Origin of the sequence: Kerstersia gyiorum (assembly GCF_048595715.1) — a bacterium.
In the GTDB taxonomy this organism is placed as follows: Bacteria; Pseudomonadota; Gammaproteobacteria; order Burkholderiales; family Burkholderiaceae_B; genus Kerstersia; species Kerstersia gyiorum.
Map to the genome: position 1 here is coordinate 936711 of NZ_CP169556.1, position 25636 is coordinate 962346.

Sequence of the window (25636 nt, forward strand, 5' to 3'; positions counted from 1 at the left end):
CGGCCTGATGGCCCCGGCCTGACCAGGACGGCCTGGCAGCTAGGTCTCAGGGTTGCAGCCAGCATGCCGGCTGCGTGTTGGCCGAGCCGCCGCATTCGCGATACTTGAGCGCGTACCAGGCCTTGCCGGCCGTGCGGTAGCGGCCGCTGCTGTTGGTGTCCGTGCGCCAGATTTCGTCTTCCATGAAATCGTTCCAGTCCTTGGCGGCGGCGGGCGCGTCCAGGCGGCCCAGCTCACCTGCAAGGCGGCCGCCGGATACGGTGGCGGTATCGTCGAGCGCGACCATGCGCAGCGCTGCATCACGCACGGCAGCAACATAACTGTCCGTGCTGTCGCCGCTACGGGCGCTGACGACACCGTTCTTTACTTCGATGCGGGCGCGCGCCAGGTCGGTCAACTTGTACTGGGAGAGGTCGGGGCCGTTTTCACGCAGCCAGCTGCCCCAGTAGAATTCGGCGAATTCCGGCATGTCGCTGTTGTCGTAGCCCATACCTCGCGTCAGGTAGACCAGCGAGCGGTATTTGTCGTCGCTCAGCGTATCCAGGCCCAGGCGGTCCGGCAACTGGTCGGGGGTGATGGCCTTGCCTTCCGGGTCTTCCAGCCAGACGTAGCGGGCGTCCTGCATTTGTTGCCAGAAGCTGGCCTGGGTTTCGGCGCCGCTGTAGTTTGCTGCCACGCGTACCCAGACCGGCAGCTCTTCGCCGCCGTCCGCCAGTTCCTTGAGGGTGGTGAAGGTGTGGTGCCCGTCCGTCAGGTAAAGGGTGCCGCCGGGGCCCACCACCACCGTCTTCAGTTGCGCCAGGATGTCGGCAGCGGCATCGGGCGTGGGCTCGGGCAGGGAACAGGTGTAGCTCGTGCTGTCTATCAGGCGCGTGCCGGTCTGCGTGAAACTGGCCACGCCCCCCTGGCCGTTGTCGGCGCAATAGTCGTCGATGCGCTTGCGCTCGGTACGGTAGATGTAGCGCGAGTAGTTATCTTCGTCGTCATCACCCAGGTAGCCGGCTTCCGTCGGCTGGTAGCGGTTCAGGTCAGGCTGTTTGCGGCCCAGGTGGTAGTAGATCTGGTCGTAGCCTACCGACGGCTGGGTCGGGTGCAATTCCTTGATCTGGACTTTCAGGACGTCTCCGGCGCGGGCATCGACATAGGGTGAAACCGGCGTGGGCGTCGGTGTGGGTTCCGGCGCTGGTTCGGTATCGTTCTTGTCATGGCTGCTGCCACAGCCGGCCAGTACTGCCAGCACGAAAGTGGCGGGCAACAGGCGCCGGGTCAGGACGGGAAGGCAGTAAGTCGGATAGGACGAAGACATGCAGGGGGGTCCGGTGAAAGCCAGCGATTCTTTTCGGGAGCCTGAGGCTCGAACGGAAGCGGAGCCGCGCCTTTTCCGGGGCTTCTCCGCCGCGCCCCAGTATGTCAAGCAAGTGTGACGGAATCATGACTGCGCCGGCCCGGCAGGTGGCATGGCCACGCGGCCGGCCGGAACGACCATGCGCGTCAGGCCCGGCCGGGTTGGGGGACGTAGACTTCGTGCCAGAGCGTCACTTTGCCATCGGCATCGAATTGGGTCAGCAGCACGGCATTGAAGTGTTCGGTGCTGCCGTCTTTCTTGCTGATGCCGACCCGCATGGCAAAGACCGCCGAATGATCATCGGCGACTTCGTGGTCTACCGTGTATTCGATGCCGGACAGCGAGCGCTTCATGTCTTCCAGAAAGGCCTGGTAGTTCTGATGGTTGGCCTGGTAACGCCTGCCGTTGGCCTCGACCACGAAAGCCGGGGCAAAGCATTCTCCCACCCGTTCGGGTGAGAGCGTTGAAGCGTGGTTCAGGTATTTTCGGTTCCAGTCCAGGACCTTATGTGCCTGTTGCAGGTTGTTATCGCGTTGGGTCGGCATGGCAGATTGATTTCCTTGTGGTGATCGCTGGGTGTCCGGCAGCTGGGCCGGCATGGTTGGGTGGCTGCGCTGCTCAGGGCAGAGGTGCGGCCAGGAGACGGTGCAAATGACTGGCGCAAGGGGAATCTATGCGGCCTTGCTGCAATGCGAGCGTTATGGTGCGCTGGCAGAGTTCGGCATAGAGAGGCAGGGTGGCCGGGTCGAAGGATCGCAGCGCGGCGACGTGACCGGCGACCGAGCGCGTGTCGCCCCGGGAAACCGGGCCGGGCATGCCAGCGGCGATGCCGCTGCCGGCAATCGAGGCCAGGGTTCCATGGAGCAGGGGCAACAGGGCATGCAGGGCGTCGTCCTCGGTGGCTCCCCAGGATTGCCACATGCGCACGGCGTCATGCAGCAGGGCGTTGATGAACTGTGAGGCATAGCCGGCTGCGGCATGGTACAGCGGCCTGGCACCTGGAGGCAGGTGGTTGATGCGGCAGCCCAGGCGCGTGGCCAGGGCGCTCAGTTCGGCATCCAGCGGAGCTTCGGCTTCGATGGTGACCGTGCAGCCGGGCAGATGTTCGAGCGCAGCTTCCGGGTCGGCGAAGGTTTGCATGGGATGGAACCCGCCAGTCAGCGCGCCGGCGGCCTGCGCGGCACCCAGCGCGGCGACTTCCGTGGCGCCGCTGCAATGCACGACCCGGACGCCGGCGCGCCAGTGTATGGCTGCTGCAGTGGGTTCGATGGCAGCATCGGGCGTGGTGATGAAAACGAGGCTGCAACGGTCGGCGACTGCCTGAGCGCTGTCCAGGACGGCGCAGCCGGGCAGGCGGGCGGCCAATTGCTGTGCACTGGCCGGCGTGCGGCTGGCGACGGCCGTGACGTGCAGGCCGCGTGCATGGCAATGCCAGGCCAGGGCCCGGGCAAGCCTGCCGGCGCCGATGAAGCCTATGCGGTCCATCGTGCCTGACGGCAAGGTGTCTGTGTGGGACGGGTAGCGGGAAAGACCCTGTGCCATATCTCTCTTCTTCATGGAGCTGGGCCAGCGCGGTGGCGGGGCGCATGTAGCCTGTTCTGGCGCATGTTACCGTACCGCAGGCAGGCACTCCGAGTGCCCGGCCCCTGCCGCGTCGGCGCCCGATAGCCGCCGCAGGGCCGTATCACCGCATTCAGCCAGACAAGGAGGCAGTCATGCTTTGGCAGCAGCGCCGCGAACCCTGGGAGCCCGTCGGCACCGACGTCCGCACCCCTTACGATGTCGATTATGCGCGCATTATCCATTGCGCTTCGTTCCGGCGGTTGCAGGGCAAGACCCAGATCCTGAGCCCAGGGGACAATGACTTCTACCGCACCCGCCTGACGCATAGCCTGGAGGTCGCGCAAATTGCCGCCGGCATCGTGCGCCAGTTCGAATGCAATCCCGAGTATGGCGAGATCCACCCGTATCTGCCCAGCTTGAGCATGATCCAGGTCGCTGGCGCTACGCATGACCTGGGCCATCCGCCGTTCGGCCATGGCGGAGAGGTAGCGCTGAATTACTGCATGCGCGAGGCCGGAGGGTTCGAGGGCAACGGCCAGACCCTGCGGATCGTGTCGCGGCTGGAGAAATTTTCGCAGCAGGCGGGTGCCAACCTGACGCGCCGCGCCATGCTGAGCCTGCTCAAGTATCCGGTGCCTTACGCCGAGGTGTACAACCCGGAGCTGGCCCCCCGGCTGGAGACCGGGCCCAGTACCATTCGCATCATAGACCGCAAGGTGTCCCGGCCGCCCAAGTGCTACCTGGACAGCGAACAGGAAGTGGTGGAGTGGATACTGGCGCCCCTGAGCGTGGCGGACCGCGAACGCTTCACCGCATTCGACCCGCCTGTGCCGGGCAAACATGGCCGCGCCAGGCACAAATCCTTTGATTGCAGCATTATGGATATCGCCGATGACATCGCTTTCGGCGTACATGACCTGGAAGATGCGCTGGCCATGGACCTGATCGAGCCGGAGGATTTCCGCTTGCATGCGCCCTGGGAAAAGTGTGCCTGCTTCCTGGAATACCTGCGCGAGCGCTATGCCGACGAAATGGCAGGCAAGACGCTGCCGGAAATCCACGAGTGGCTGGTAGACCGCCTGTTCGGCGACGGCGGGCGGCGCAAGCGTTTCATAGGCAGGCTGGTGCATTACTTCATCAGCCATTGCCGCGTGCATACCGACCCGGACTTCGAGGCGCCCTTGCTGCGTTACCGCGCCAGCCTGCCACGCGACGCCATGGCGTTCCTGGATACCCTGAAAAATGCGGTGAAGGAAACGGTGATCCTGAGCGCGGGCGTGCAGCAGATGGAATTCAAGGGGCAGCGGCTGGTCATTGCCGTATTCGAGGCCCTGGCGTCCGAACCCAGGGCTTTTCTGCCGCGCGATGTGCATCAGCGCTGGCAGGCGGCGCCGCAAGCCGAGCGTCTGCGCATCATCTGCGACCACATGGCAGGCATGACCGATGCCTTCTTGCTGAAAACCTATGACCGGCTATTCCTGCCTCACGTGGGGTCGGCATTCGACCGCATGTAAGGCCGCGCACGCTCAGCGTCCTGCGCTGAGCGTGCGCAGGTAGGCCAGTTCGTTGTCCATGCGTTCGATCAGCCGGGCTTCGGGCGTGCTGGGGCGCGTTCCGGGCCAGGTCAGGGCGATGGCGGTGCCGGTGTCCTTGCCTGCCAGTTGTCCGGCCTGTTGCAGCAGGACCTGACTGGTGCTGTCATCGGGTGCCTGGGTCGCCTGCAAGGAATAAATGGTGATGTCGTCGCACAAGCGCTCCGCACCATCCAGCAGGGGGAACCAGGCGGCGGCCTGGTGGCCGGTGGGCGGCGGGTCGTATTGCTGACGCTGCAATTGCGCGCGCAGGCCGGAGAGCTCGCGGTAGGCGTTGCGGCGCTGTTGCCGGATACGGCCTTGCCGGGCGGGGCCGGAGGCCATCGCCGGATCGGGCAGGCTGGCTTGCAGATACTCGGCCAGGGCCTGTCTCACCACGGTAAAGCGGGCGCTGATCGCCGTCTGCTTGCCGCGGGACCAGACCAGCGCCCCTGCGGCGATGACGATGATGGCGCCGGCCACGGTGCCCAGCAGGCATTGCAGTGCGAAGGCAGCGCTGTGGTCGCCGGGCGCGACGGTGTCACCCAGCAATAGCAGGATTGCCGCCAGGGGAATGACCTGCAGCGCATAGATGTGCTGCATGCCCCACGGCAGCAGGCTGGCCAGCACGGCAATGGCCAGGACGATGGCTCCCCCCTGGGGAATGAACAGCAGTATGGCGGCGCCCAGTGCCACGCCGGCGAGAGCACCCAGGCTGCGCAGAACGGAGCGCGCCATGATGGAGGCGTAATCCGGCCGCAGCAGGAGGCTGACGGTGACGGGAATCCAGAACCAGTGGGCATCGTTCGCCACCCAGCGCGTCGCATAGGCAAGGCCAGTGCACAGCGCAAGCACCAGGGCCGCGAGCATGACGTCCCGGCTGGGCGCCAGGCGGTCGCAAGGGTTGACCGACAACCGGCTGGCCGAAGGCGGCAGGGCCGGTGCCGTAGCGGCTTGCAGGGGCAGGTCGAAGATGGCCTGGGCATCGAGCAGTGCGGTCAGGGCGCGCAGATGGCGGTCCAGGTCGGAATCCGGCGTGCCCAGCGCGGCGGCGGGAAAGCGCGTGGACGACCCCAGCGCACCGGATATCTGATGCAGGCGCTGGGCGGCGCTGCGCAGCGTTTCCAGGTCATCGCGTGCCAGCAGGATGGCAAGGATGGCATCGCTGCGCTGCAGGATGGCGTCGCTGCGCTCCAGTTCCAGGCTGCGGCCGGCCAGTCGGCGGCGCTGTTGCAGCAGGGCGGCATGGGCGGCGGAGAAACGTTCACGGACCAGTCGCAGGGGTTCGTCCACCGGGCGCCGCTCGGCACGGTTGATGGCCAGCGATGCCATGGCATTGAACAGGCCCGCGAGCATGTTACGGCCCGGCCGCTGGTGAAAGAAGCTGGCCTCCAGGCCCAGCAGCGCGGCATATAGCAGCGTACCGACCAGATAGAGCAGGGCGGGTTGCCACGGTGATGCGCTGGCCGGGATGCCGATGGCGATGCCAGCCAGCAGCAAGGCCTGCAGACAGCCGACGGACAGGGCTGCGCCAAAGCTGCTCAGGATGCCGGCCAGGAAGGCCAGCGCCGCCATGACGGCGACGGTGACGGGCCAGGGCAGCAGACCCAGATAACCGGCCAGGCAACCCAGCATGGCGACGGGCGTGGCAATGGCAAGATGCCTGAAGCTGGAATCGTAGGTGCCGTCGCGCTCACTGGTCGTGTGCATCAGCGCGCCCAGTGCGACCCACATACCGGCGAGCAGATCATTGGACAGCAGGCCGATCAACATCGGCAGGCCAATCCCCAGTGCGCTGCGGACGGAGCGGCCCCAGCGCCAGGGCGCCGGTTGATGTTGCGTCAGCGATTCCAGCCAGTGGCCGGGTACCGTTGGCTCAGTTTCCACGCTCATTGGTGACAGCTCCTGGGAAAACAAGAATGGGGCGAATGGGTAACTGCCTAAAGTATCACTGCGTATATGACGATTCCAACACTGAAACTAGTTAATTTTCCTATTTGGTGTGAGTTTTTTATCAGGGTATGTGGGATTTCCGGGCCGATTAAGGATCACTTCCGGGTAAGCAGCATTCGGGGCAGAACGGTCATTCTTTCTCAACAAAACTGCAATCTTGCGCCGGTAGCCTTTGCGCATTTTTCCTGTCTGGGCATTCGCTGCCGCGCTTTCCATGGCCTGCCATGTCAAGGGGCCGGCAACCGTGCCCATCCCCTCCCCAAGCCCCTTCAAGGATTAGATCTATGTCGTGGTGTTCCCTAGCGGCCACAAGAATGTCTTGTGGCTCCCTGCTGCTCGGCGCATTGCTGGCCGGCTGTGGTAGCGACAAGGAGACCGTCTACAACGATAAGACGGTCGAACATGTCGTCGACGGCTCAACCGGCGAGCAGTTCGTCAGCAATATCATCGCGCCTCCGGCCGATGCCGATAGCCAGTTCCTGGCGCCGGAGGCCCCTGTGGTCGAAGGCATCACCAGCAAGGAGCAGGTTCCTACCGTCATCAGCGACCTGCAGCAGTACAAGGTCAATGATTCGCTGCGCATTATTGAAGGCAAGCTGAATCACACCTACAACGAAGCGTTGATCGTGGCTGATTTCAAGCTCGGCGAAGGCCTGTCGCTGGAGCCGCTGGAGCGTTCCCGGGGCCAGTTTTCGATGGAGCGCACGACCCAATCGGCCGACAAGGCCATCGACCAGGGCCGCAATATCGTACTGGCAGTCAATGCCGACCCCTATGACATGGTCAACGGCTGGAACATGGGCCTGACCAAGATGGACGGCGTGACCTATACCGGTTTCAGCGACCGTGTCGAAGAAGTCGTGGTGGTCTATGAAGATGGACGCGCCGATATCCTGGCGGCGAATCAGGTGCCGGATTTCACGCTGCGCCTGTATGTTGGCGGCAAGCTCGCCGGTGAAGTCGGCAGCGTGTACCGCTACGATGCTTCGCAACAGAAGAACGCTGCCTATGTGCGCGGCAGTTCCGACGTCGCGGTGTATGTGGCGGAAAACTACCGGGGTCCGGTCAACCTCAAGGGCAAGACCGGCGTACTGGTGCGTCCGCAGGCCAATGGCGTGACAGTGCTGGCGCAACCGGACGGCAGCAGCAGCGTCCAGTTCGTGCCGTTTTCAGGGCAGGCAGTAGGCGTGGTGCAGGACGATGCTGCCTACGTGATCCCCGCCGGCCACGCGCTGGTCGTGGGCGCCGATATCCCGGCCAGCAGCCAGGTAGATGTGCGCTATGAAACCGATAATGCCGATTGGGCCAAGGTGCGCTATGCCGTCGGCTCCGGTTTCGGGCGCGGCCTGCTGGTGGAAAATGGCGAACTGGCTGGCGATGCCGACGAAGGCGAGATCAGCAGCCGTACCGGGTTTGGCATACGGGCTGACGGCAGCGCCTTTTTCCTGGTGGCCGACAAGCCGGTGGGCTCCACTGGCGACGGCATCACCCGTACCAAGCTGGCCCAGCTGATGCGCGCCTATGGCGCGGTCAAGGCCATCAATTTCGATGGCGGCGGGTCTTCCACGCTGGTAGGCCGCTTTCCTGGCGACCGCTACACGCATTTGCTGAACCAGCCATCGGATGGCACGGAACGTTCGGTAGCGACCAAATGGGCGCTGGTGCTCGACCCTGACAAGGCCCGCTACGAAGACAGCGTGACGCTGCATCCGCGCGAGCTGACCTTGCTGGCGGGCTCGACCTTCCGGCGTTTCCGCGGTGTCGGTTTCGACGCCAGGCAATGGGAGCGTGACGGTATTCAGGTGGAGTACGGCATCAGTGACGCCGGCCTGGGCCTGATCGACAAGGTCACCGGCGCATTCAAGGCGGGCGGGCAGCAGGCGGAAGGCTATGTTGTGGCGCGTGCCGGCGACAAGAAGGGCGTTGCGCGCGTCAACGTGGTGTCCAGCATCGACAACATTGCCTTTCCGCGCAACGTGTATACGCTGGACAGCGGTGCCACCCTGGTGCTCAAGCCTGTTCTGACCAGTGGCGGCCGTGCCGTCAGTTATGAAAGCGGGGTGCTGACGTACACCGTGGATAACGCTGCAGACTGTGCCATCAATGCCTCGACCGGCGTGTTGACGGCGGGCGCCGTGCAGGGCCGCAGTTGCCAGGTCACGGTCAGCTATGGCGACCAGTCCGCCACGGTCAAGGTGGATATTGGCGTGCCGCCGGTGATTGTCGATGACTTCGAGGGTGACGTGAGCATGTACGCCGGAAGCGGGGCGCGCCACAAGGCCGTGACGCTGGAACGCGTCAGCGACCCGGTGTTTGCGGGTGAATATTCGATGCGCCTGTCCTGGGAAACCGATCCGAAGTCTCCGGGTACCTTCGGCGCCTATGTGACCGATCCAGGCAAGGTCAAGACGCTGCCGGGCTATCCCAAGTACCTGGGCGTGAACGTCTACATTCCGGATGAGCTTGCCGGCAAGGTCTGGTGGGTACGCGGCCTGTTGGTGGACGCTGACAACAAGCAGATCACCATCAACTACAACAATGATGGCGAAGGGCTGCCAGAGCGCGGCTGGAATTTCATGATGGCGGAAATTCCCGAGGGCTACCGTGAACCGCTGCGTTTTTCCCAGCCTTTCCGTTTCCTGGTGTTGAAGACTGCCGAGCGCATAGATTCACATGTGCTGCTGGACAACTTCACTGCGGTTTATAGCGACAACACCGACCTGCAGGGGCCGGGCGTCGTGGTGACGCCTGCCAGCGGCGAAACGGTGGATAGTCAATCTCCCAGGATCAGCCTGCAGTTGGCGGATGCTTCGGGCGTCGATTTCAACAACTTCGAGCTGAAACTCGACGGCCAGGATATCAGCGCCAAGACCAGCAGCAATGGCACGGACCGCCTGGAATACCAGGCCTCCGGCCTCGCCGATGGCTGGCACCGCCTGGATTACCGCGTTCTTGATATCAACGGCAACGTTTCCGCCGGCGACCTGATGTTCAACGTGGTGACCGGTGCGCCGCGCATCCATATCGAAAGCAGCAATGTGGCGTTCTACCCGGGTGGGACTTTCGATCTGCCCATCCGCGTAGTGGGCGCAGCGAACTTCAGCGAAATGGTGCTGCATCTGAGCTATGACGCCACCAAGACCAGCCTGGAATTGTTGCCCGCCGACCTGACGCCCAGCCAGGTCAGTACCGGCAGCGGTACCTTGAAAGCCACGTTCAACGGCTTCAAGGAGAATACGCAAACCATCGCCACCTTGCGCCTGAAGGTCAAGGACTATATCCAGAATACGGATATTTCGGTGACGGCTGCAGCGGAAGTCGATGGCAAGACCTGGTATCACCCGGTCATCCGCAAGCCGGTGGGCGGGCGCTATACGCTGATGACGCATTGGGGCGTGGGCGGGCAGGCGACCGAACTGCTGGTCGTCGGTGCGGACGGCAAGCCGGCGCGCGGCGTGACGATCGAATCACTGGTCTACAACAGCGCCAACGATACGGTGACGGAAGTGCGCATCCTGGGGGTGACGGACGAGCATGGCATGTTGCGTGTGCAACTGCCGGCAGGCACCAGCTCGCAAGACCTGATTTTCCGGGTCTATGACAGTGTGGGTTCTTCGCTGATGACCAAGGTGCAGGCCCTGGTCGAACGTCTGGATGCCGCGCCGCGCCATGTTTATCTGACGCCTGCGGCGAGCCCATCCGAACTGAATGTCACCTGGTATACCGCGCTGGGCAGCCAGGCGTCCGTCGTGCATTACGGCGACACCGAAGCGCTGTCGCAAAGCGCGACCGGCAACTCCGAGATCCTGCCGTTTTTCTATGGCGCGGAATCGGGTGCGGTGCGCGTGCACCATGCGAAGCTGACTGGTCTCAAGCCGGGCAAGACGTATCACTACAGCGTGGGTGACGGTGCGGGCAGCATGAGCCCCGTCTATACCGTGCTGACGGATAACGGCGACGACCAGGTGGACATCGTGTTGTTTGGCGATACGCAAACGGCGGCCAATGAAAATATTTTCGATGGCAATGGCCTGGTGCGCGACCTGTACAAGAAGATGATGGCCCAGCTGCCCGGCAGCGAATTGATCCTGCACGTCGGCGATTTTACCGACGACCTGAGCGACTACCGTCTGGTCCGCCTGTTCTTCGATGCCCTGGAAGGGGAGGGGGCGCTGGCGTCCAAGGTATTCGTGCCGGCGCAGGGCAATCACGAGGTCATCAACGAAGGGGCAAGCAAGTTCGCGTCCATGTTCCGGCTGCCGATGGCGGCAGGCAGCAGCGCCGCGCCTTTCGACAGTGCCAATTACAGCTTTGACTATGGCAATGCGCATATTGCCGTGGTCAGCACGGAAATGCTGGAAGAGGCCGACTGGACGACGATGACGCAGTGGCTGGAAGCCGACATGAAGGCCAGCGCCAAGACCTGGAAGATCCTGATGCTGCACCGCCCGCCGTACAACGGCAATCCGGCGTCTGGCAACGGACGGTCGGCCAAGTACATCCCGCCGGTGGTCGATGCGGCCGGGATAGACCTGGTGATCAGTGGTCATGACCACATGTATTCGCGTTCGGTGCCGCTGGTAGGTGGCGTGCCGCGCCTGGGCGGGGCTACCTATCTGATCGCAGGGTCGGATTCGGCCAAGTACTACGACAACGATGGCAACGGCATTGCCCGCGTGGCGGACGTGCTGTTCGATGACAACGTCAATACCTATACCACGCTGTCCATCCGTGGCGACCGCATGCATGTCCTCACCAAGACACTGGCGGGGCAAGTGGTCGATGACGTCATCCTGCAACCCCGCGCCACGGCGGCGCGCTGAAGGAATGAAGACTATGAACACTCAATGGCTCAAACGCCTGATCGCCGCAGCGGCGTTGCCGCTGGCGGCCTGCGGCGGCACGGATACCGTGGTCGAGGACAGGGAAATATCGGTTGAAACCATGCCGGTGAATGGCGATACCCTGGGTTTCTGGATCATGCAGACGGAAACCTGCCTGGACGGCGCCGCTGCCATCTGCATCAACGACAACTCGCCCTACAGCAATGACCTGGTGCTGGAGGATGCCAGCCTGCAACCGGTGGCAGAGCGCTATATGGAACGCGGCAACAGCGACATCGGCGGCAAGATCATCCAGATCAATGCCGACGATGAAGCCTTGCCTGCGCAATTGCGCACGCCTGAGGATTCGCTGTTTGCCGCCACCCCCATCGGCGAAGTCTTCGCCATCCACCTGCGCTTCAAGCCGGCGGCAGGCGAGGCATTGCAGACCCTCATGTCGCTGGGAACGGGCGTATTCAACGTGGAAGCGGGCAGTGCCAGCGTGGTGGTGCAGTTTCCGGTGCAAGGCAAGCGCCTGCTTCTGCCGCTCGAAGGCCCGGAGCGCTGGAACGAGTTGTATATCGTGTCCGACGGGCAGAATGTCAGCTTGCAGCTCAATTGCGAGAATGGCCCCGGTTTTGGCAAGACGGCAGGCGCACCCTTGCTTTCGCGCTCAGCCAGTGCGCTGATGCTGGGCGCACGCCCGACGACGCCGGCCAGCGAGCATTTCAGCGGGCAGGTGGATATGTTGCGCGTGTCCAGGGTGAACGAAGCCAATCTGTTCTGCCAGTAGGGCAGGCCAGGCATGGCATCGCTACCCGAGCATCCAGCGCGCGGGTAGCGCGGGTGGCGCAGCCTGGCTGCTGCGCCACCCGCTGGGCAGGACGGCGGGCCGGATGTCCAGCCGTCCATGCAGAGACAGTGCTGGATCCCATGGTTTTGTTGTGTTTTTGAGACATATTGCATGACGTGTGCAATGGAATCGGCCTTCGCTGACAAAATTCGTTGGAAGGGCTTGCTCAAATCCGAAAAAACAGGTTATTATTTATTTCTCGTTGCAGCGCAAGCAAGACGAAATGCGGGAGTAGCTCAGTTGGTAGAGCGCAACCTTGCCAAGGTTGAGGTCGCGAGTTCGAGACTCGTCTCCCGCTCCAGAATTCAAAAAAGGCCCAAACTTCGGTTTGGGCCTTTTTGTTTGCTGTCCGCGTGCCAGCGAAACAGGGATGCTTCGGCGGCTCTGCCGCGGTGCAATGAGCCGGAAGGCGCTGCCTTTGATGCCGCAGCGCCGGTCAAATAGTGAAGGGATGCGATGGACATTGTTTTGATCCTTTTGGCGCTTGCACTGGTGTTGCAGGTACTGCGTGCGCGCTACCAGCGTGCGCATATCGCGCTGCTGGGCAGCCATCTCGCCAATTTGCAGCTGGAACGCCATATGGAAACGCTGACGCAAGGCTATGCGCGCGCCATCCACGAGCCTTCCGAAATCCGCCAGCTGCAGGTGCTGGAAACATTTACGCAGGCAGAGCGGGCCGTGGCTGCGCAGGCCCAGTCGCTGGCGAAATCCATGCGCCAGGAAAGCCAGGCGGCGACTGCCATGGGCAATTTCGCCATTTGCATTCCCTATCTGGAGCGCTTGCTGCCGGGGGCCACGCGTGATTTCCGCATCTTGCTCGCCATCCATGCCGCCGGCTTGCGCCACGTGGTGGACAATGTCGAGGGCTGGGATGCCAAGCAGCGCGCTTATCACCTGTCGGCCGAACTGTACCTGTTCCAGCACAGTTGCCATTGGTACTGCAAATCGCGGTTGGTGGCCGATGCCCGCTTGCAGGTGCGCCACCAGGTGACGCGGCAGAAAGTGCTGGAGTCGGTGTCGGACGTGACCCGCACGGCATACCTGCGCTGGCAGAACGGCGGCGCCTGACAATCTGCCCAGGCGGAAGTAAGGGGGCTGGCGCATGATTGCCGGGCAAGGGCCGGCGCAGGAAGCACGCGGCTCAAGTCGAGCAAGGACGCGAGAGTCGGTTACAGACCGCTGGCAATGCCTGGCGGGCGGCTCTTTATAATCCTGGCTGCGTATCAGGCATAGGGCGCGCCGCTACCACCGCCCGACAAGGAGAAACAGTGGAAGGCCACGAATTGTTGATCAAGTATCTGGTTGGCGCAGGTGTTCTGGCAGCCTGTTTGCTGGGGGCCATCATTATTGCAATGGTGGAGCGGCGCAAGCGGAACTGGTCGCGCAGCATTATTGTCCACGTGGTGCAGGTGATCGTCCTGTTCTCTGCAGTGGCTGTCGCGCGGCATTACGCCCATATGGCGATAGACGATTACCACCTGACGTGGCTGGCGCCCCGCATGGTGGACCTGATGGCGGTCATTGTTATTGCCTGGGTGCTGTTGCGCCAGCTTTCCCTGCTGATCAACCGGCTGGAAAAGACCCAGATCAACAAGGGCAGCGACCCGACTTCCACACGCATGATCGCCCGCGTCATGAAGTTCGTCGTGTTTATCGTGCTGTTGCTGTTCTTCGGCGAACATTTCGGGCTGAGCATGTCTGGCCTGCTGGCTTTCGGCGGCATTGGCGGCATTGCCATCGGCATGGCAGGCAAGGATATCCTGAGCAATGTGTTTTCCGGCACGATGCTGTATTTCGACCGTCAATTCAATATCGGCGACTGGATACGTTCACCGGACAGGAACATCGAGGGCACGGTGGTGGAGATAGGCTGGCGTCTCACCAAAATCATGACCTTCGACAATCGGCCGCTGTACGTGCCGAACTCCCTGTTCTCGTCCATCAGCGTCGAGAATCCGGGCCGCATGACGAACCGCCGGATCAATGTCGAGATCGGCCTGCGCTACGAGGACGCCGGCAAGATTCGCGTCATCGTCGAGGATATCCGCAAGATGCTGATGCAGGATGCCAATATCGACCAGTCCGAAACCATGCTGGTCTACTTCAATGCCTTTGCCGATTCTTCGCTCAATATCATGGTCTATTGCTTCACCAAAACCACGAAGTGGGCGGCCTGGCTGGATGCGCAGCAGGAGGTCTACCTGAAGATCATAGACATCGTGCAGCAGCATGGCGCGGATTTCGCCTTCCCGACGCAAACGCTCTATATGGAAAAAGACGGCTGACGACAGCGTCGGCCATGGCAAACCGAAAGCCCGGTTCACACTGCGAACTGGGCTTTTTTTCGTCAGGCCGGGGTGTTGCGGTAGTCAGCAGATCCGTTCGGGACGGGCCTGCGGCGTTCGCGCCGTCGCCGGCACGTTCAGTCGGCGCCAGGCGTTTTTTGCTTGGATATGCCGGAGAAACCGGGCAGCGAGGCACGACCGGATTCCTCGTCCCGTTTTTTCTTGGGGCGGTTGATCCAGTAAAGGGGGGCGGTGAAGAGCACCGCGACAATCAGAATAAAGGTGAGGTCCTGAAGTATTTGTGGCATGACTGATATCCGCTTGCTTCTGGCGGGCATACGATAGCCCTTCCCCTTTGGATGGGTCGTAAATTCGGCGTAAATTCAAGGCGGTTTTGCGTAAAAAACCAGGGTTATCCCCTAATTTCCGGCAGTCCCCTGGGGGACGGGAAAGCCCCCCTGATGGGTGAGTGAGCGAATTTATGTAGAGTTTATGTACGGCTCATTTTGGTGAATGGATACTTTACGGGGGCGGGCGGAATACTGCGGGCCATGGCTGTTTCGCCATGTCCTGCGAGTTGCGTCATGTTTCTCGAATCCATTTTTTCATTGAGCCGAAGGCATCCTGCAGCGTGCGGATGCCGGTGCCGGGAGGTCTGTCATGGCTGAGTTCCTCCTGGTCTTTGTCGTGGCTGTCATCCTGGGCTGGCCCCTGGGGCGCTATCTGGCGTCCGTGATGCGCGGCGCGCCCATGTGGGGCGATGCGATATTCCTGCGGCTGGAACGTCCGCTGTATGCGCTGCTGGGCGTCCGGGCGGCAAGCGGCATGAGCTGGAAAGGCTATGCCATGGCATTTCTGGCGAGCAACGCGGTGCTGGCCGTGCTGGTGTGGGCCCTGTTGATGACGCAGGCCTGGCTGCCCCTGAATCCGGATGGCGCGCCGAACATGAGCTGGGATCTGGCACTGCACACCATGGTGTCCTTCCTGACCAATACCAACCAGCAGCATTACTCGGGCCAGGCACAGCTTTCCTATCTGTCGCAGATGGCTGGCATCGTCGCCTTGCAGGTGGTGACACCCATGATGGGCCTGGCTGTCGTGACGGCCAGCCTGCGGGCCTTCTTCGGCGGCCGTCGCGCCGCAGGTGCGCCGGCGGGCACGGATGCCATCCAGGCTACCTCGGCGATCCCGGCTACCGCGATCACCCCGGCCACGCCTGCCGCAGTGGATGTCGGCAACTTCTGGGTCGATGTGATCCGGCCCACTTTGCGCTTCATGTTGCCCTTGTGCCTGGTCTGGTCGGTGCTGCTGACCAGCCAGGGCGTACCCGCGACCTTGTCCGGCGGCCCACTGGCAACGCCGCTGGAAGCCTCGGTGGAACGACAGGCACAGAAAATCCCCGTGGGGCCTGTCGCACCCATGGTGGCCATCAAGCAACTGGGTACCAATGGCGGCGGCTGGTACGGGCCGAATGGTACGGTCGCCCTGGAAAATCCGACGCCGCTGTCGAATTTGCTCGAAACCCTGGCCCTGATACTCGTGCCGGTGGCCGTGACTTTCATGGTGGGCGCGTTCACCGGCAGGCGGCGCCTGAGTGCGCTGGTATTCGGCACGATGCTGGGCATGTCGCTGGTGTCGGCGGGGCTTGCGGTATGGTCCGAGGCCTATTCCGCCACGGCAGCGGCGCCTGCCCTGATGGAAGGCAAGGAAGTCAGGCTGGGCGCGGCGCCATCGGCGCTGTACGCCGCGCTGACCACCCAGACGTCCAACGGTTCGGTTGTTTCCATGCATGATTCGCTGGCGCCGCTGACCAGCCTGGTTTCCTTGGGCGATATGCTGGTCAATGCCATCTGGGGCGGCATAGGCTGCGGTCTGCAGCAGTTCATGGTTTATCTATTGCTGGCGGTTTTCCTGGCCGGATTGATGACGGGCCGCTCGCCTGAACTGTTCGGGCGCAAGATCGAGGCGCCGGAAATCCGCCTGCTGGCCGGGCTGTTGTTGCTGCAACCCGCAGTGCTGCTGGTGCTGACTGCGGTGACGGTCTCCGTCCCGGGCCTGGCGGGCACATCCAATCCCGGCTTCCATGGGCTCAGCCAGGTGTTCTATGAGTACACCTCGGCCTTCGCCAACAATGGTTCTGGTTTCGAAGGCCTGGCGGACAACAGCGTCTGGTGGAACGTGACCGCCAGCCTGGCGCTGGCGGCGGGACGCTACCCGGGCCTGATCGTGCCCCTGGTCATTGCCGCCAGGCTGGCCTGCAAACGGCGCATGCCCGAGGGCAGCGGCAGCCTGCAGGTTGAAACCCCGACATTCGCGCTGGTCCTGGTGGCTATCGTGGTCGTCATGACATTGCTGCAGTTCATGCCGGTGCTGGTACTGGGGCCGGTGGCCGACCATCTGTCGCTGGTGCAGGGCCAGTATTTGCCGGCGCCAGCGCAGGCCGCCGCCAACGTGATGGCGCATTGAGGAGAGGGCCATGAACGAAACACAGAAAACACAGCCGCGCGGCTGGCTGTCTGCCCGCGGAATGTTGCCCGCGCTGGCCAATGCCTGCATCAAGTTGGCGCCGCAGCATATGTTGCGCAATCCGGTCATGGGGGTTGTCTGGCTGGGCACGGTACTGACAGCGGTGGCGACCCTCGCCGGCCAGTCGCCGTCAGGGTTCGGCTGGACGGTCACCGGCATCCTGCTGGCAACAGTGTTGTTCGGCAATTTTGCCGAGGCGGTGGCGGAATCCCGAGGGCGCGGCCAGGCGGCGTCGTTGCGCCGTGCGCGCCAGGGCCTGAGCGCCCGGCGGTTGGATGCGGCAGATGACGCCAGGACGGTGCCTGCAGCAGAATTGCGTCCGGGCGACCGGGTCGTGGTCGAGGCTGGGGAAATGATTCCGGCGGACGGGGAGGTCATTGAAGGGCTGGCCTCGGTCAATGAGGCAGCCGTAACCGGCGAATCGGCGCCGGTGCTGCGCGAAGCCGGGACAGACCGTTCCGGCGTGATCGGCGGCACGACCGTGCTTTCTGACCGCATCGTGGTGCAGGTGACGGCGGAACCGGGGCACAGTTTCCTGGATCGCATGATTGCACTGGTCGAGGGCGCCAGCCGGCAGAAGACGCCCAATGAAATAGCGCTGGGCATCCTGCTGGCAGTCATGACGGCCACGTTCCTGATTGTCGTGGCGACATTGCCTTTTATCGGGCGCTCGGTCGGGGTGGAGATCAATCTGGTCCTGCTGATTGCTTTGCTGGTGTGCCTGATCCCGACCACCATCGGCGGTCTGTTGCCTGCCATCGGTATTGCCGGGATGAACCGCGCGCTGCAGGCCAATGTGCTGGCCAGTTCGGGCAAGGCGGTGGAAGTGGCGGGGGACGTAGATGTCCTGCTGCTGGACAAAACCGGCACCATTACCCACGGTGACAGGCAGGCCACGGCGTTCCATGCCGCGCCTGGCGGTTCGCTGGAACGCCTGCGCCAGGCTGCGGTCTTGGCCTCACTGGCGGACCCCACGCCGGAGGGCAAATCCATCGTGGCGCTGGCGCGGCAGCAAGGGCTGGAAATGGAAGCGCCCGCCGGGGCAGGTTTCATCGGCTTTTCCGCACAACTGCGTATGTCAGGCGTGGATCTTCCCGACGGGAAGATCATACGCAAGGGCGCGCTGGATGCCGTGGCCGGGCATGTGCGGCAGGCAGGCGGCACGGTGCCGCCCGGGCTGGATGACATGGTGGCCACGGTTGCCCGCAAAGGCGCCACGCCGCTGGTCGTGAGCGAATCCGGCCAGGTGCTGGGTGTCATAGAACTGGCTGATATCGTCAAGCACGGTATCAAGGAGCGCTTTGCTCGGATGCGTGCCATGGGCATACGGACGGTCATGATTACCGGCGACAACCGCCTGACGGCAGCCAGCATCGCGGCCGAGGCCGGGGTGGACGACTACATTGCCGAAGCCCGGCCGGAAGACAAGCTGGCGCGTATCCGCGCCGAGCAGGAAGCCGGGCACCTGGTGGCGATGGTGGGGGACGGAACCAACGATGCGCCCGCGCTGGCGCAGGCCGATGTCGGGCTGGCCATGAACGCGGGGACGCAGGCGGCCAAGGAGGCGGGCAATATGGTGGACCTGGACAATGACCCCGCCAAGCTGCTGTCGGTCGTGGAAATCGGCAAGCAACAGCTTATTACCCGCGGCGCATTGACGACATTTTCGCTCGCCAATGATGTCTCCAAGTATTTCGCCATCCTGCCGGCCCTGTTCAGTGCGGCAATTCCGCAGATGGCGGTGCTGAACATCATGCAGCTCTCCAGCCCGGCCAGCGCCGTGCTGTCGGCGTTGATCTTCAATGCCCTGATCATCCCGGCACTGATTCCGCTGGCATTGCGCGGCGTGCGTTTCCGGCCGGCCAGCGCCATCCGGCTGTTGCGCGGCAACATGTTGCTGTATGGCGTGGGCGGAGTGATCCTGCCGTTCATCGCGATCAAGGCCATAGACGCGGTCCTGGCCATATTTTTTCAGTTCTGAGGAGACGGATATGTCCACTATCGACACGGACGAGGCAAGCGTGGCACCCCAGGCAGGCATTTTCATCCATGACGGCGGCTGGTTGCGGGCTGCGTTGGGTATGGCGCTGCTGGCCATGGTCGGGCTGGGCCTGCTGTACCCGCTGGCTGGCGTGGGGCTGGGCCAGGCCCTGTTTCCACAGGCAGCCAATGGCAGCCTGCTGGTGCGCGATGACGTGATCGTGGGTTCGGCGCTGGTGGCCCAGCCTTTCCAGGGGGCAGAGTACTTCCATCCCCGGCCTTCGGCGGCCGGTTACGATCCGCTGGCCGCCGCCGGCAGCAACCAGGCGCGCAGCAACCCGGCCTTGCAGCAACGCCTGGACGTGGCCAGGCGGGCGGCGGCTGCGCGTGAGCAGATTCCTCCGGCAGACGTGCCTGCCGACCTGATCACGCAATCGGGCAGCGGCCTGGACCCGCACATCAGCCCGCAGGCGGCGGCCGTCCAGGTGTATCGTGTGGCCCGTGCCCGGGGCGTGACGGCGGGACACGTGCAGGAATTGCTGGCCCGACAGCTTGAGCCCAGGCAGTTTGGGCTGCTGGGCCAACCGCGCGTGAATGTACTGGCGCTGAACCTAGCGCTCGACCGCTTATTGCCCGTTCAGGATGCCGATACGGTTTCCGGTGGAAAATAGCGCAGTTGGAAACAAGGAAAGAAACATGATGGGAGCCGGACAGGCGGATGCCATTCTTGGAGAAATCCGGCGTCAGAAAGCAGGACGGTTGACGGTTTTCCTGGGGGCGGCCCCAGGCGTCGGCAAGACCTGCGCCATGCTGACGCGGGCCAGGGAATTGATGCGCCAGGGTTTCGATGTCGTGATCGGCATCGTGGAAACCCATGGCCGCAGCGAAACTCAGGCCCTGGCGGAAGGCCTGCCGCTGGTGCCGCGCCGCGCAACGCAGCACCAGGGGATGGCGCTCGACGAGATGGATCTCGACGGCATCCTCGTGCGCAAGCCCGCCATCGTACTGGTTGATGAGCTGGCGCATCGCAATGCGCCGGGCAGCCGCCATGAGCGCCGCTGGCAGGACGTGGAGGAATTGCTGGACGCCGGTATCGACGTCTATACCACGATGAATATCCAGCATCTGGAAAGCGTCAATGACCTGGTGTTCCAGATCACCGGCATACGGGTCACGGAAACCGTGCCCGATGCGCTTTTCGAGCGTTTGCGGGACATTCGCCTGGTGGACTTGCCGGCGCGGGAGCTGATCGAGCGGCTCAAGCAAGGCAAGGTCTACCTGCCCGACCAGGCCAGCCAGGCCTTGCGCGCTTTCTTCTCGCCTTCCAACCTGACGGCGCTGCGCGAACTGGCCATGCAAACCGTGGCCGACCACGTCGACGCCGACCTGCGCGAATCGCGGGCTGCCCGGGGCTTGAAAGGAATTCCGATACAGCGCCATGTGATGATCGCCATCGACGGGCTGGGCGAGTCGGAATACCTGGTACGGGCTGGGGCGCGCATCGCGGAGCGGCGGGGCGCCCCTTGGTCGGTGGTGACGGTGGACACGGGCAGTTCGGCCGAGGCCACGATTTCTTCCGGCCAGCGTGGTCTCGGACACCGCCAGGACCGCGCCGCGCGGCAGGAGCAGCGCCGCCAGATGGAACTGGATCGGGCGTTTGCGCTGGCGCGGGCGCTGGGCGGAGAAACCGAAGTTCTGCACAACACGGATATCACCCAGGCCCTGCTGGACGCCGGTGCGGCCCGTGGCGCGAAATCCATCGTGATTGGCCGTACACGCGAGCGTCCCATCGCGCGTATGTTCAACCGCACCCTGACGCAGCAACTGCTGCGGCGCGGAGCGCACTACGAACTGACCATCGTGAGCACGCCCGAGGTGCGCAAGCGCCTGCCGCGCTGGCCGGACGTGACGGGCGAGTGGCTGACACAGGGCGAGCCAATGTTCGTGCTGCAGGCCAGCCTGGTCGCCACGGTGATGGCGGCGCTGGCCGATATGCTGCTGGGCCTGCAGGACCTGTCCATGGTGTTCCTGGTGGCGGTGATGCTGGTGGCCTCGCGCACGCGCATGGTGGCCGCCGTGATGACGGCGGCATTGTGCTTTCTGTCCTACGATTTCTTTTTCATCGAGCCGCGCTTCACGCCGATGATCAGTGCGCCGCGTGGCGTGGCCACCGTGCTGCTGTTCCTGGCCGCTGCGCTGATTGCCGGCCGCCTGGCGTCGCGGCTGCGCATGCAGGTGGTGGCGCTGCGCGCCGCCAATACCCATGCCGCTGCTGTGCAGGACCTGGGGCGCCGCCTGTCCAAGGCGGCAGATTTGGGGCAGGTGATTGCCGCCGGCTCTGCCGCCTTGCACGGGGCCTTGCGGGCAGACGCCTGGATAAGGATAGGCAATGTGGTGACGCCGCAGGCGCCACCGGGCGTGGCGCTGAGTGGCAAGGAACAGGTCGCCGCCGACTGGACCCAGCAGCACGGGCAGGCCAGCGGCCGCTTTACCGATACGCTGTCGGGATCGTCATGGTGGTTTTTGCCGGTGCGCTCGGACCAGGACACGCTGGGCGTGGTGGGCCTGCGGTTTCCGGCAGACATGAGCCGCCTGTCCTTCGAGCAACGCCGCCTGGCGGAAAGCATGGTGGACGATATCGCCCAGGCGGCATTGCGCACCCGCCTGGTGGCGGAACTGGAGGCCGCCCGCGTGACCGGAGAAACCGAACGCCTGCGGTCTGCGCTGCTGTCCTCGGTGTCGCATGACCTGCGTTCGCCGCTGTCTTCCATGATAGGCTCTGCCGACAGCCTGGCGCGCTACGGCAAGGACATGAGCGAGGAAGACCAGCGCAGCCTGCTGGAAACCATTCATGTGGAAGGAGAGCGGCTGGACCGCTATATCCAGAATCTGCTGGACATGACGCGCCTGGGGCAGCAAGGGCTGACCCTCACGCGTGACTGGATCGGCATGGATGAATTGGTGGGTTCGGCCTCGCGCCGCCTGCAGCGCTACGAACCGCATGTCCGGGTCGAGCATGACATTCCGGCGGACCTGGCGCCCATTCATGTACATCCGGCGCTGGTGGAGCAGGCGCTATTCAATGTCATGGAAAATGCGGCAAAATTTTCCCCGCCTGGGCAAGCCATTACCGTGAAGGTGCGGCCAGGCGAGGAAGGGCAGTTGCAGATCGACGTGTCCGATCGTGGGCCGGGGATACCCGAAGACGAGCGGCGACGTATTTTCGATATGTTCTACAGTGTGGAACGGGGCGACCGGGGGCGCCATGGCACGGGCCTGGGCCTGGCCATCGTCCAGGGCATCGTGGGCGCCCACATGGGCAGCGTCATTGCCTTGCCCGGCCCGGACGGGCAGGGAACTTGCGTGCGCATGACCCTGCCTTGGGAAGCTGCGCCTGCCCTGGGGAATGACGAAGAGGAAATGTCATAGCGTGATAAGCCAAACAGAGACGAATGCCGCCCTGCCGGCGGCGCGGGTGCTCATCGTCGACGATGAGCCGCAGATACGCAAGTTCATAGATATCAGCCTGCGCTCGCAGGGCTATGCCACGCTGCAGGCCGCGACCGGGCAGGAGGGGCTGACGCTGCTGGCCAGCAAGGGGGCGGATATCGTCATCCTCGATCTGGGCCTGCCGGACAAGGACGGTCGCGAGGTGCTGGCCGAGCTGCGCCAGTGGTCGCCGGTGCCGGTGATCGTGTTGACGGTGCGCGATGGCGAGCAGGAGAAGGTCGATCTGCTCGACCTGGGCGCCAATGATTATGTCACCAAGCCCTTCGGCGTGGACGAGCTGATGGCACGGATACGTGTGCTGCTGCGCATGGCGGGCGCGCGTGGCGAGGCCAGCCCGGTGTTTGACGATGGGCAGTTGCGGGTGGATCTGGCCTTGCGTGAGGTAACTCTCGGTGGCGAACCGGTTGCGCTGACGCGCAAGGAGTTTACGCTGCTGTCGCTGTTGATGCGCCAGCCGGGCAGGCTGGTGACGCAAACCCAGCTATTGCGTGAAGTCTGGGGGCCTACCCACGAAGACGATGCACATTATTTGCGCATCCTGGTAGGGAAACTGCGTCACAAGCTCGGGGATGATGCGTCGGCGCCGCGCTATATTGTGACCGAGCCTGGTGTCGGCCTGCGCTTTGTGGTGAAAGACCGCAGCCTTATGTGACGTTGCGCGAGGCCCGGCGCTTGTCGGAATGACAGGAGTCGGGCAGTCGGGTGCTGGTTGCGCTGTTCGATGCCCGCGAGGCCACCCATATGACTGCCATGATGAGCGAGTACATAAAGGCCATGGCCAGTATCAGGAGTAAAGGAAATTCAAACGAGTCCATGATGTTGGACTATCCCGGATAGGAAAATGATGCCTCCAGTGTAATTTTCCTGGATGCCGGTCTGTGTAAATTGTGCATAAATTCAGCAGAGGCACCCGGTGCGCCGCCAGCCAGTCTGAGGCAGGCAGCTCGTGTGACGGGACCATGCCACCCTTTTTCCTGTGGCAGGCGCGCATCATTGCAGCAAGAGCTAGGGCGTGAAGTCTGTGATGGTGAAGCATAAGAATGCGGGGCAGGTGTTCAGGCCTGGAGTGCGTCATTTTCTGATTGACCAGTATGATTGGACGCATTTTCCTGAAATTCCGTTTTTTGATCCCATGACTTTTCCTGTTCTGCCCGCGTGTGCCGGTATCCGTGGCGCTTGCCGTTCCAACCGTGTGCAATGTGTTTGCGGGCCTTGTCGCCGGGGCAGGCCATGATCAGAGGCGCGTTTGCAGCCGGCCCGTTGGCATGGGGCCGGGGCGTCATGCGCTGGCTGGCGGCATGGCCGAACTGGCTTTGGCTGGCAGCGGTTTTTTTCTGTATGCCAGCATGGGCAGAGGCTACCGACGCGTGCGAACCGGAGATCCTCAGCATACAGATGGCGCAAGCGCCCGATGGCAGCCGGCCGGTGGAGGGCTGGCAGGAAACCGTGCTGCCGGATCGCTGGGCCGCGCACTGGCCGGAATATACCGGTGCGGTCTGGTATCGCGTCGATTGGGTGCGCGGCTGCCGCGACAGTGCAGCGCCGCCTGCGCCCGTAGGGCTGGCGATGGAATGGATCAGCCTGGCAGGCATCGTATATATCAATGACGACTTGTTGTGGCGCGACCGCAGCCTGTCCGAACCTTTTTCGCGCAGCTGGAACATGCCGCGTTACTGGCGCCTGCCGGAGTCCAGCCTGCATGATGGAGTCAATACGTTATGGATCGGGGTGCATGGCCTGAGCTCGCAGGGCGGCGGCCTGGGCCGGGTGCACCTGGGCGAGCCCGGAGCTTTGGAAAGCTTGCAGCAAACCAAAGTCTGGCACCAGCGCACCATGTTCATCATCAACCTGGCCATTTCCACTGTGCTGGGTTGCCTGTTTTTCTGCATCTGGCTGCAGGACCGCTCCCAGCATGCCAGCGGCTGGTATGTGCTGACGGCATTTTTCTGGATTGTGTTTGCCGCCAATATGCTGTGCACCGAGCCCTGGCCGTTCTTGAGCACCCTGTGGATGGCTCGAATCAATGTCGTGGCCTGCCTGTTGTTCGTGTGCTGCTATTGCATGTTTACCTGGAGTTTCTGCCGGTTGCGTCTGCGCCGCACGGCATGGGTACTGGGTTTGCTGCAATTGGGGATGGCGTTTGCCGTACTGCTTGTGCCAGACAAATGGCTGTCGCCGGTCACTCAGGTCGCCATATTGGGGGCCGCTGCAATCTTCAGCTCCAGCAATCTATTGCTACTGGGCTACGGCTTGGTCAAACGCTCGGTAGAGCCTTTGGTCCTGGCAATCAGCGGGCTGCTGTGCATCGCGATCAGCATTCATGACATTCTGTTGATGGCCGAGCTCATCAAGTCGCAGCCCTTGCTGAGCTACACCAGCTTGCTGACCATGTTGACGCTGTCCATTCTGCTGGGGCGGCGCATTGCCCGCAACATGCGCCGCATCGCGCAGTTCAACCAGGAATTGAGCAGTGCCGTGTCCCAGGCCTGTGACGATCTGAGCGCAACCCTGGCGCGTGAGCATGCGTTGGCGCTGGACAATTCCGTTTTGCAGGAGCGCCTGCAGATTTCGCGCGACCTGCACGACAGCCTGGGAGGCTCGCTGGTGCGCTCGATTGCAGTGGTGGAGCAGGCTCGTACCCCGCTGGACAATACCCGCTTCCTGTCCATGCTGAAGCTGCTGCGCAACGATTTGCGCCAGGTCATAGATAGCAGCGCCCAGGTCGAATCGGCCGGTGTGCATTCGCCGCAAGCCCTGATGGCGCCCCTGCGCCACCGTTTCGTGAATCTGTTTGACGAATTGGGTATTGCGTCGGAATGGAGTATTCCGTCCGCCTGGCGTATGGCGCCCAGTGCCCGGGTGTGCCTGGCGTTGACCCGGCTGGTCGAAGAAGCACTGGCCAATGTCATCAAGCACAGCCGCGCCCGTCGTGCCCTGATTACGCTTGAACTGCCGGAACAGGATATGCTGGTCCTGCGCATCGAGGATGATGGCGTGGGGTTCGATGTCGACGCTGTGCAGGACGCCGGGCTCAGCGTCGGCATGCGTTCGATGCACGTGCGGATGGAGCGCATAGGCGGCAGTCTGCAGGTGAGTTCGCGGCGTGGGCATACCATGCTGGAGGCCAGCCTGCACCTGCACGCTGCCGGTGCGGCAGAGGGCGGTGCGACGCTGCGAACCGCGAATTAACCGGTTCAGGCGATGCGAATGCCGTACAGGCTTGCGTA

17 protein-coding genes and 1 tRNA gene are annotated in these 25636 nt (G+C 63.2%); 12 read left to right on the forward strand and 6 right to left on the reverse strand.

The window, feature by feature from the left end:
* Positions 1-46 precede the first annotated feature (46 nt).
* From ACEW7X_RS04100 to ACEW7X_RS04110, 3 genes are all read right to left on the reverse strand, one after another.
* Positions 47-1306, reverse strand: a complete 1260-nt coding sequence (locus ACEW7X_RS04100) for a ParB/Srx family N-terminal domain-containing protein (RefSeq protein ID WP_420177632.1) — start codon at positions 1304-1306, stop codon at positions 47-49.
* 185 nt (positions 1307-1491) lie between these two features.
* Positions 1492-1890, reverse strand: coding sequence for a nuclear transport factor 2 family protein (locus tag ACEW7X_RS04105; RefSeq protein WP_130487252.1), 399 nt, complete (start codon positions 1888-1890; stop codon positions 1492-1494).
* A gap of 73 nt (positions 1891-1963) precedes the next feature.
* Complete coding sequence (locus ACEW7X_RS04110) at positions 1964-2887, reverse strand: DUF2520 domain-containing protein (RefSeq protein WP_253105123.1); 924 nt, start codon at positions 2885-2887, stop codon at positions 1964-1966.
* Between the two features lie 173 nt (positions 2888-3060).
* On the opposite strand from ACEW7X_RS04110, the gene ACEW7X_RS04115 reads away from it, so the two are divergent.
* Positions 3061-4422, forward strand: coding sequence for an anti-phage deoxyguanosine triphosphatase (locus ACEW7X_RS04115; protein WP_278856726.1), 1362 nt, complete (start codon positions 3061-3063; stop codon positions 4420-4422).
* Between the two features lie 12 nt (positions 4423-4434).
* On the opposite strand, the gene ACEW7X_RS04120 is transcribed toward ACEW7X_RS04115, so the two are convergent.
* Positions 4435-6372, reverse strand: coding sequence for an FUSC family protein (locus ACEW7X_RS04120; RefSeq protein WP_420177633.1), 1938 nt, complete (start codon positions 6370-6372; stop codon positions 4435-4437).
* A gap of 374 nt (positions 6373-6746) precedes the next feature.
* On the opposite strand from ACEW7X_RS04120, the gene ACEW7X_RS04125 reads away from it, so the two are divergent.
* The 5 genes from ACEW7X_RS04125 (at position 6747) to ACEW7X_RS04145 (ending at position 14393) form a co-directional block, all read left to right on the forward strand.
* Positions 6747-11255, forward strand: coding sequence for a phosphodiester glycosidase family protein (locus ACEW7X_RS04125; protein ID WP_420177634.1), 4509 nt, complete (start codon positions 6747-6749; stop codon positions 11253-11255).
* Positions 11256-11268: 13 nt separating this feature from the next.
* Positions 11269-12048: a hypothetical protein gene (locus ACEW7X_RS04130; protein ID WP_415358815.1), complete on the forward strand. Its 780-nt coding sequence runs from the start codon at positions 11269-11271 to the stop codon at positions 12046-12048.
* Between the two features lie 285 nt (positions 12049-12333).
* Positions 12334-12409 (forward strand) — tRNA-Gly (locus ACEW7X_RS04135).
* Positions 12410-12564: 155 nt separating this feature from the next.
* Positions 12565-13176 carry a hypothetical protein gene (locus ACEW7X_RS04140; RefSeq protein ID WP_068371822.1) on the forward strand — a complete coding sequence of 204 codons (612 nt, stop codon included), beginning with the start codon at positions 12565-12567 and terminating at the stop codon, positions 13174-13176.
* Between the two features lie 200 nt (positions 13177-13376).
* Complete coding sequence (locus ACEW7X_RS04145; protein ID WP_068371826.1) at positions 13377-14393, forward strand: mechanosensitive ion channel family protein; 1017 nt, start codon at positions 13377-13379, stop codon at positions 14391-14393.
* Positions 14394-14530: 137 nt separating this feature from the next.
* Here the strand turns inward: ACEW7X_RS04145 and ACEW7X_RS04150 are convergent, their stop codons facing one another.
* A complete protein-coding gene (locus tag ACEW7X_RS04150) occupies positions 14531-14701 on the reverse strand; it encodes a hypothetical protein (RefSeq protein ID WP_420177635.1) in 171 nt (56 codons plus the stop codon).
* A gap of 352 nt (positions 14702-15053) precedes the next feature.
* Here ACEW7X_RS04150 and ACEW7X_RS04155 point away from each other — a divergent pair, with 352 nt between their 5' ends.
* From ACEW7X_RS04155 to ACEW7X_RS04175, 5 genes are read left to right on the forward strand one after another with little or no spacing between them, the layout of a single operon-like run.
* The gene (locus ACEW7X_RS04155) at positions 15054-16859 is read left to right on the forward strand and encodes a potassium-transporting ATPase subunit KdpA (RefSeq protein ID WP_420177636.1); all 1806 of its coding nucleotides are present in this window, start codon (positions 15054-15056) and stop codon (positions 16857-16859) included.
* Positions 16860-16869: 10 nt separating this feature from the next.
* Entirely contained in the window at positions 16870-18900 is a 2031-nt protein-coding gene (kdpB, locus tag ACEW7X_RS04160; protein ID WP_253105321.1) for a potassium-transporting ATPase subunit KdpB, read from the forward strand.
* Between the two features lie 10 nt (positions 18901-18910).
* A complete protein-coding gene (kdpC, locus tag ACEW7X_RS04165) occupies positions 18911-19570 on the forward strand; it encodes a potassium-transporting ATPase subunit KdpC (protein ID WP_420177637.1) in 660 nt (219 codons plus the stop codon).
* 25 nt (positions 19571-19595) lie between these two features.
* Entirely contained in the window at positions 19596-22328 is a 2733-nt protein-coding gene (locus ACEW7X_RS04170; RefSeq protein ID WP_240733291.1) for a sensor histidine kinase, read from the forward strand.
* Positions 22329-22332: 4 nt separating this feature from the next.
* Positions 22333-23061 (forward strand): response regulator, encoded by a 729-nt coding sequence (locus ACEW7X_RS04175; RefSeq protein ID WP_415358840.1) that lies wholly within the window; start codon positions 22333-22335, stop codon positions 23059-23061.
* A gap of 403 nt (positions 23062-23464) precedes the next feature.
* Here ACEW7X_RS04175 and ACEW7X_RS04180 read toward each other — a convergent pair whose 3' ends face one another.
* Entirely contained in the window at positions 23465-23800 is a 336-nt protein-coding gene (locus ACEW7X_RS04180; protein ID WP_257740745.1) for a hypothetical protein, read from the reverse strand.
* A gap of 4 nt (positions 23801-23804) precedes the next feature.
* Between ACEW7X_RS04180 and ACEW7X_RS04185 the strand changes: the two genes are divergently transcribed.
* Positions 23805-25598: an ATP-binding protein gene (locus ACEW7X_RS04185; RefSeq protein ID WP_420177638.1), complete on the forward strand. Its 1794-nt coding sequence runs from the start codon at positions 23805-23807 to the stop codon at positions 25596-25598.
* The last annotated feature ends 38 nt before the right edge of the window (positions 25599-25636 follow it).

Excerpts from the sequence above, each read along its gene's own strand:
- ACEW7X_RS04100 (WP_420177632.1), bottom strand. The coding sequence starts at position 1,306 with ATGTCTTCGTCCTATCCGACTTACTGCCTTCCCGTCCTGACCCGGCGC.
- ACEW7X_RS04105 (WP_130487252.1), bottom strand. The coding sequence starts at position 1,890 with ATGCCGACCCAACGCGATAACAACCTGCAACAGGCACATAAGGTCCTG.
- ACEW7X_RS04110 (WP_253105123.1), bottom strand. The coding sequence starts at position 2,887 with ATGGCACAGGGTCTTTCCCGCTACCCGTCCCACACAGACACCTTGCCG.
- ACEW7X_RS04115 (WP_278856726.1), top strand. The coding sequence starts at position 3,061 with ATGCTTTGGCAGCAGCGCCGCGAACCCTGGGAGCCCGTCGGCACCGAC.
- ACEW7X_RS04120 (WP_420177633.1), bottom strand. The coding sequence starts at position 6,372 with ATGAGCGTGGAAACTGAGCCAACGGTACCCGGCCACTGGCTGGAATCG.
- ACEW7X_RS04125 (WP_420177634.1), top strand. The coding sequence starts at position 6,747 with ATGTCTTGTGGCTCCCTGCTGCTCGGCGCATTGCTGGCCGGCTGTGGT.
- ACEW7X_RS04130 (WP_415358815.1), top strand. The coding sequence starts at position 11,269 with ATGAACACTCAATGGCTCAAACGCCTGATCGCCGCAGCGGCGTTGCCG.
- ACEW7X_RS04140 (WP_068371822.1), top strand. The coding sequence starts at position 12,565 with ATGGACATTGTTTTGATCCTTTTGGCGCTTGCACTGGTGTTGCAGGTA.
- ACEW7X_RS04150 (WP_420177635.1), bottom strand. The coding sequence starts at position 14,701 with ATGCCACAAATACTTCAGGACCTCACCTTTATTCTGATTGTCGCGGTG.
- ACEW7X_RS04155 (WP_420177636.1), top strand. The coding sequence starts at position 15,054 with ATGGCTGAGTTCCTCCTGGTCTTTGTCGTGGCTGTCATCCTGGGCTGG.
- kdpB (WP_253105321.1), top strand. The coding sequence starts at position 16,870 with ATGAACGAAACACAGAAAACACAGCCGCGCGGCTGGCTGTCTGCCCGC.
- kdpC (WP_420177637.1), top strand. The coding sequence starts at position 18,911 with ATGTCCACTATCGACACGGACGAGGCAAGCGTGGCACCCCAGGCAGGC.
- ACEW7X_RS04170 (WP_240733291.1), top strand. The coding sequence starts at position 19,596 with ATGATGGGAGCCGGACAGGCGGATGCCATTCTTGGAGAAATCCGGCGT.
- ACEW7X_RS04180 (WP_257740745.1), bottom strand. The coding sequence starts at position 23,800 with ATGCTGAGGATCTCCGGTTCGCACGCGTCGGTAGCCTCTGCCCATGCT.
- ACEW7X_RS04185 (WP_420177638.1), top strand. The coding sequence starts at position 23,805 with ATGGCGCAAGCGCCCGATGGCAGCCGGCCGGTGGAGGGCTGGCAGGAA.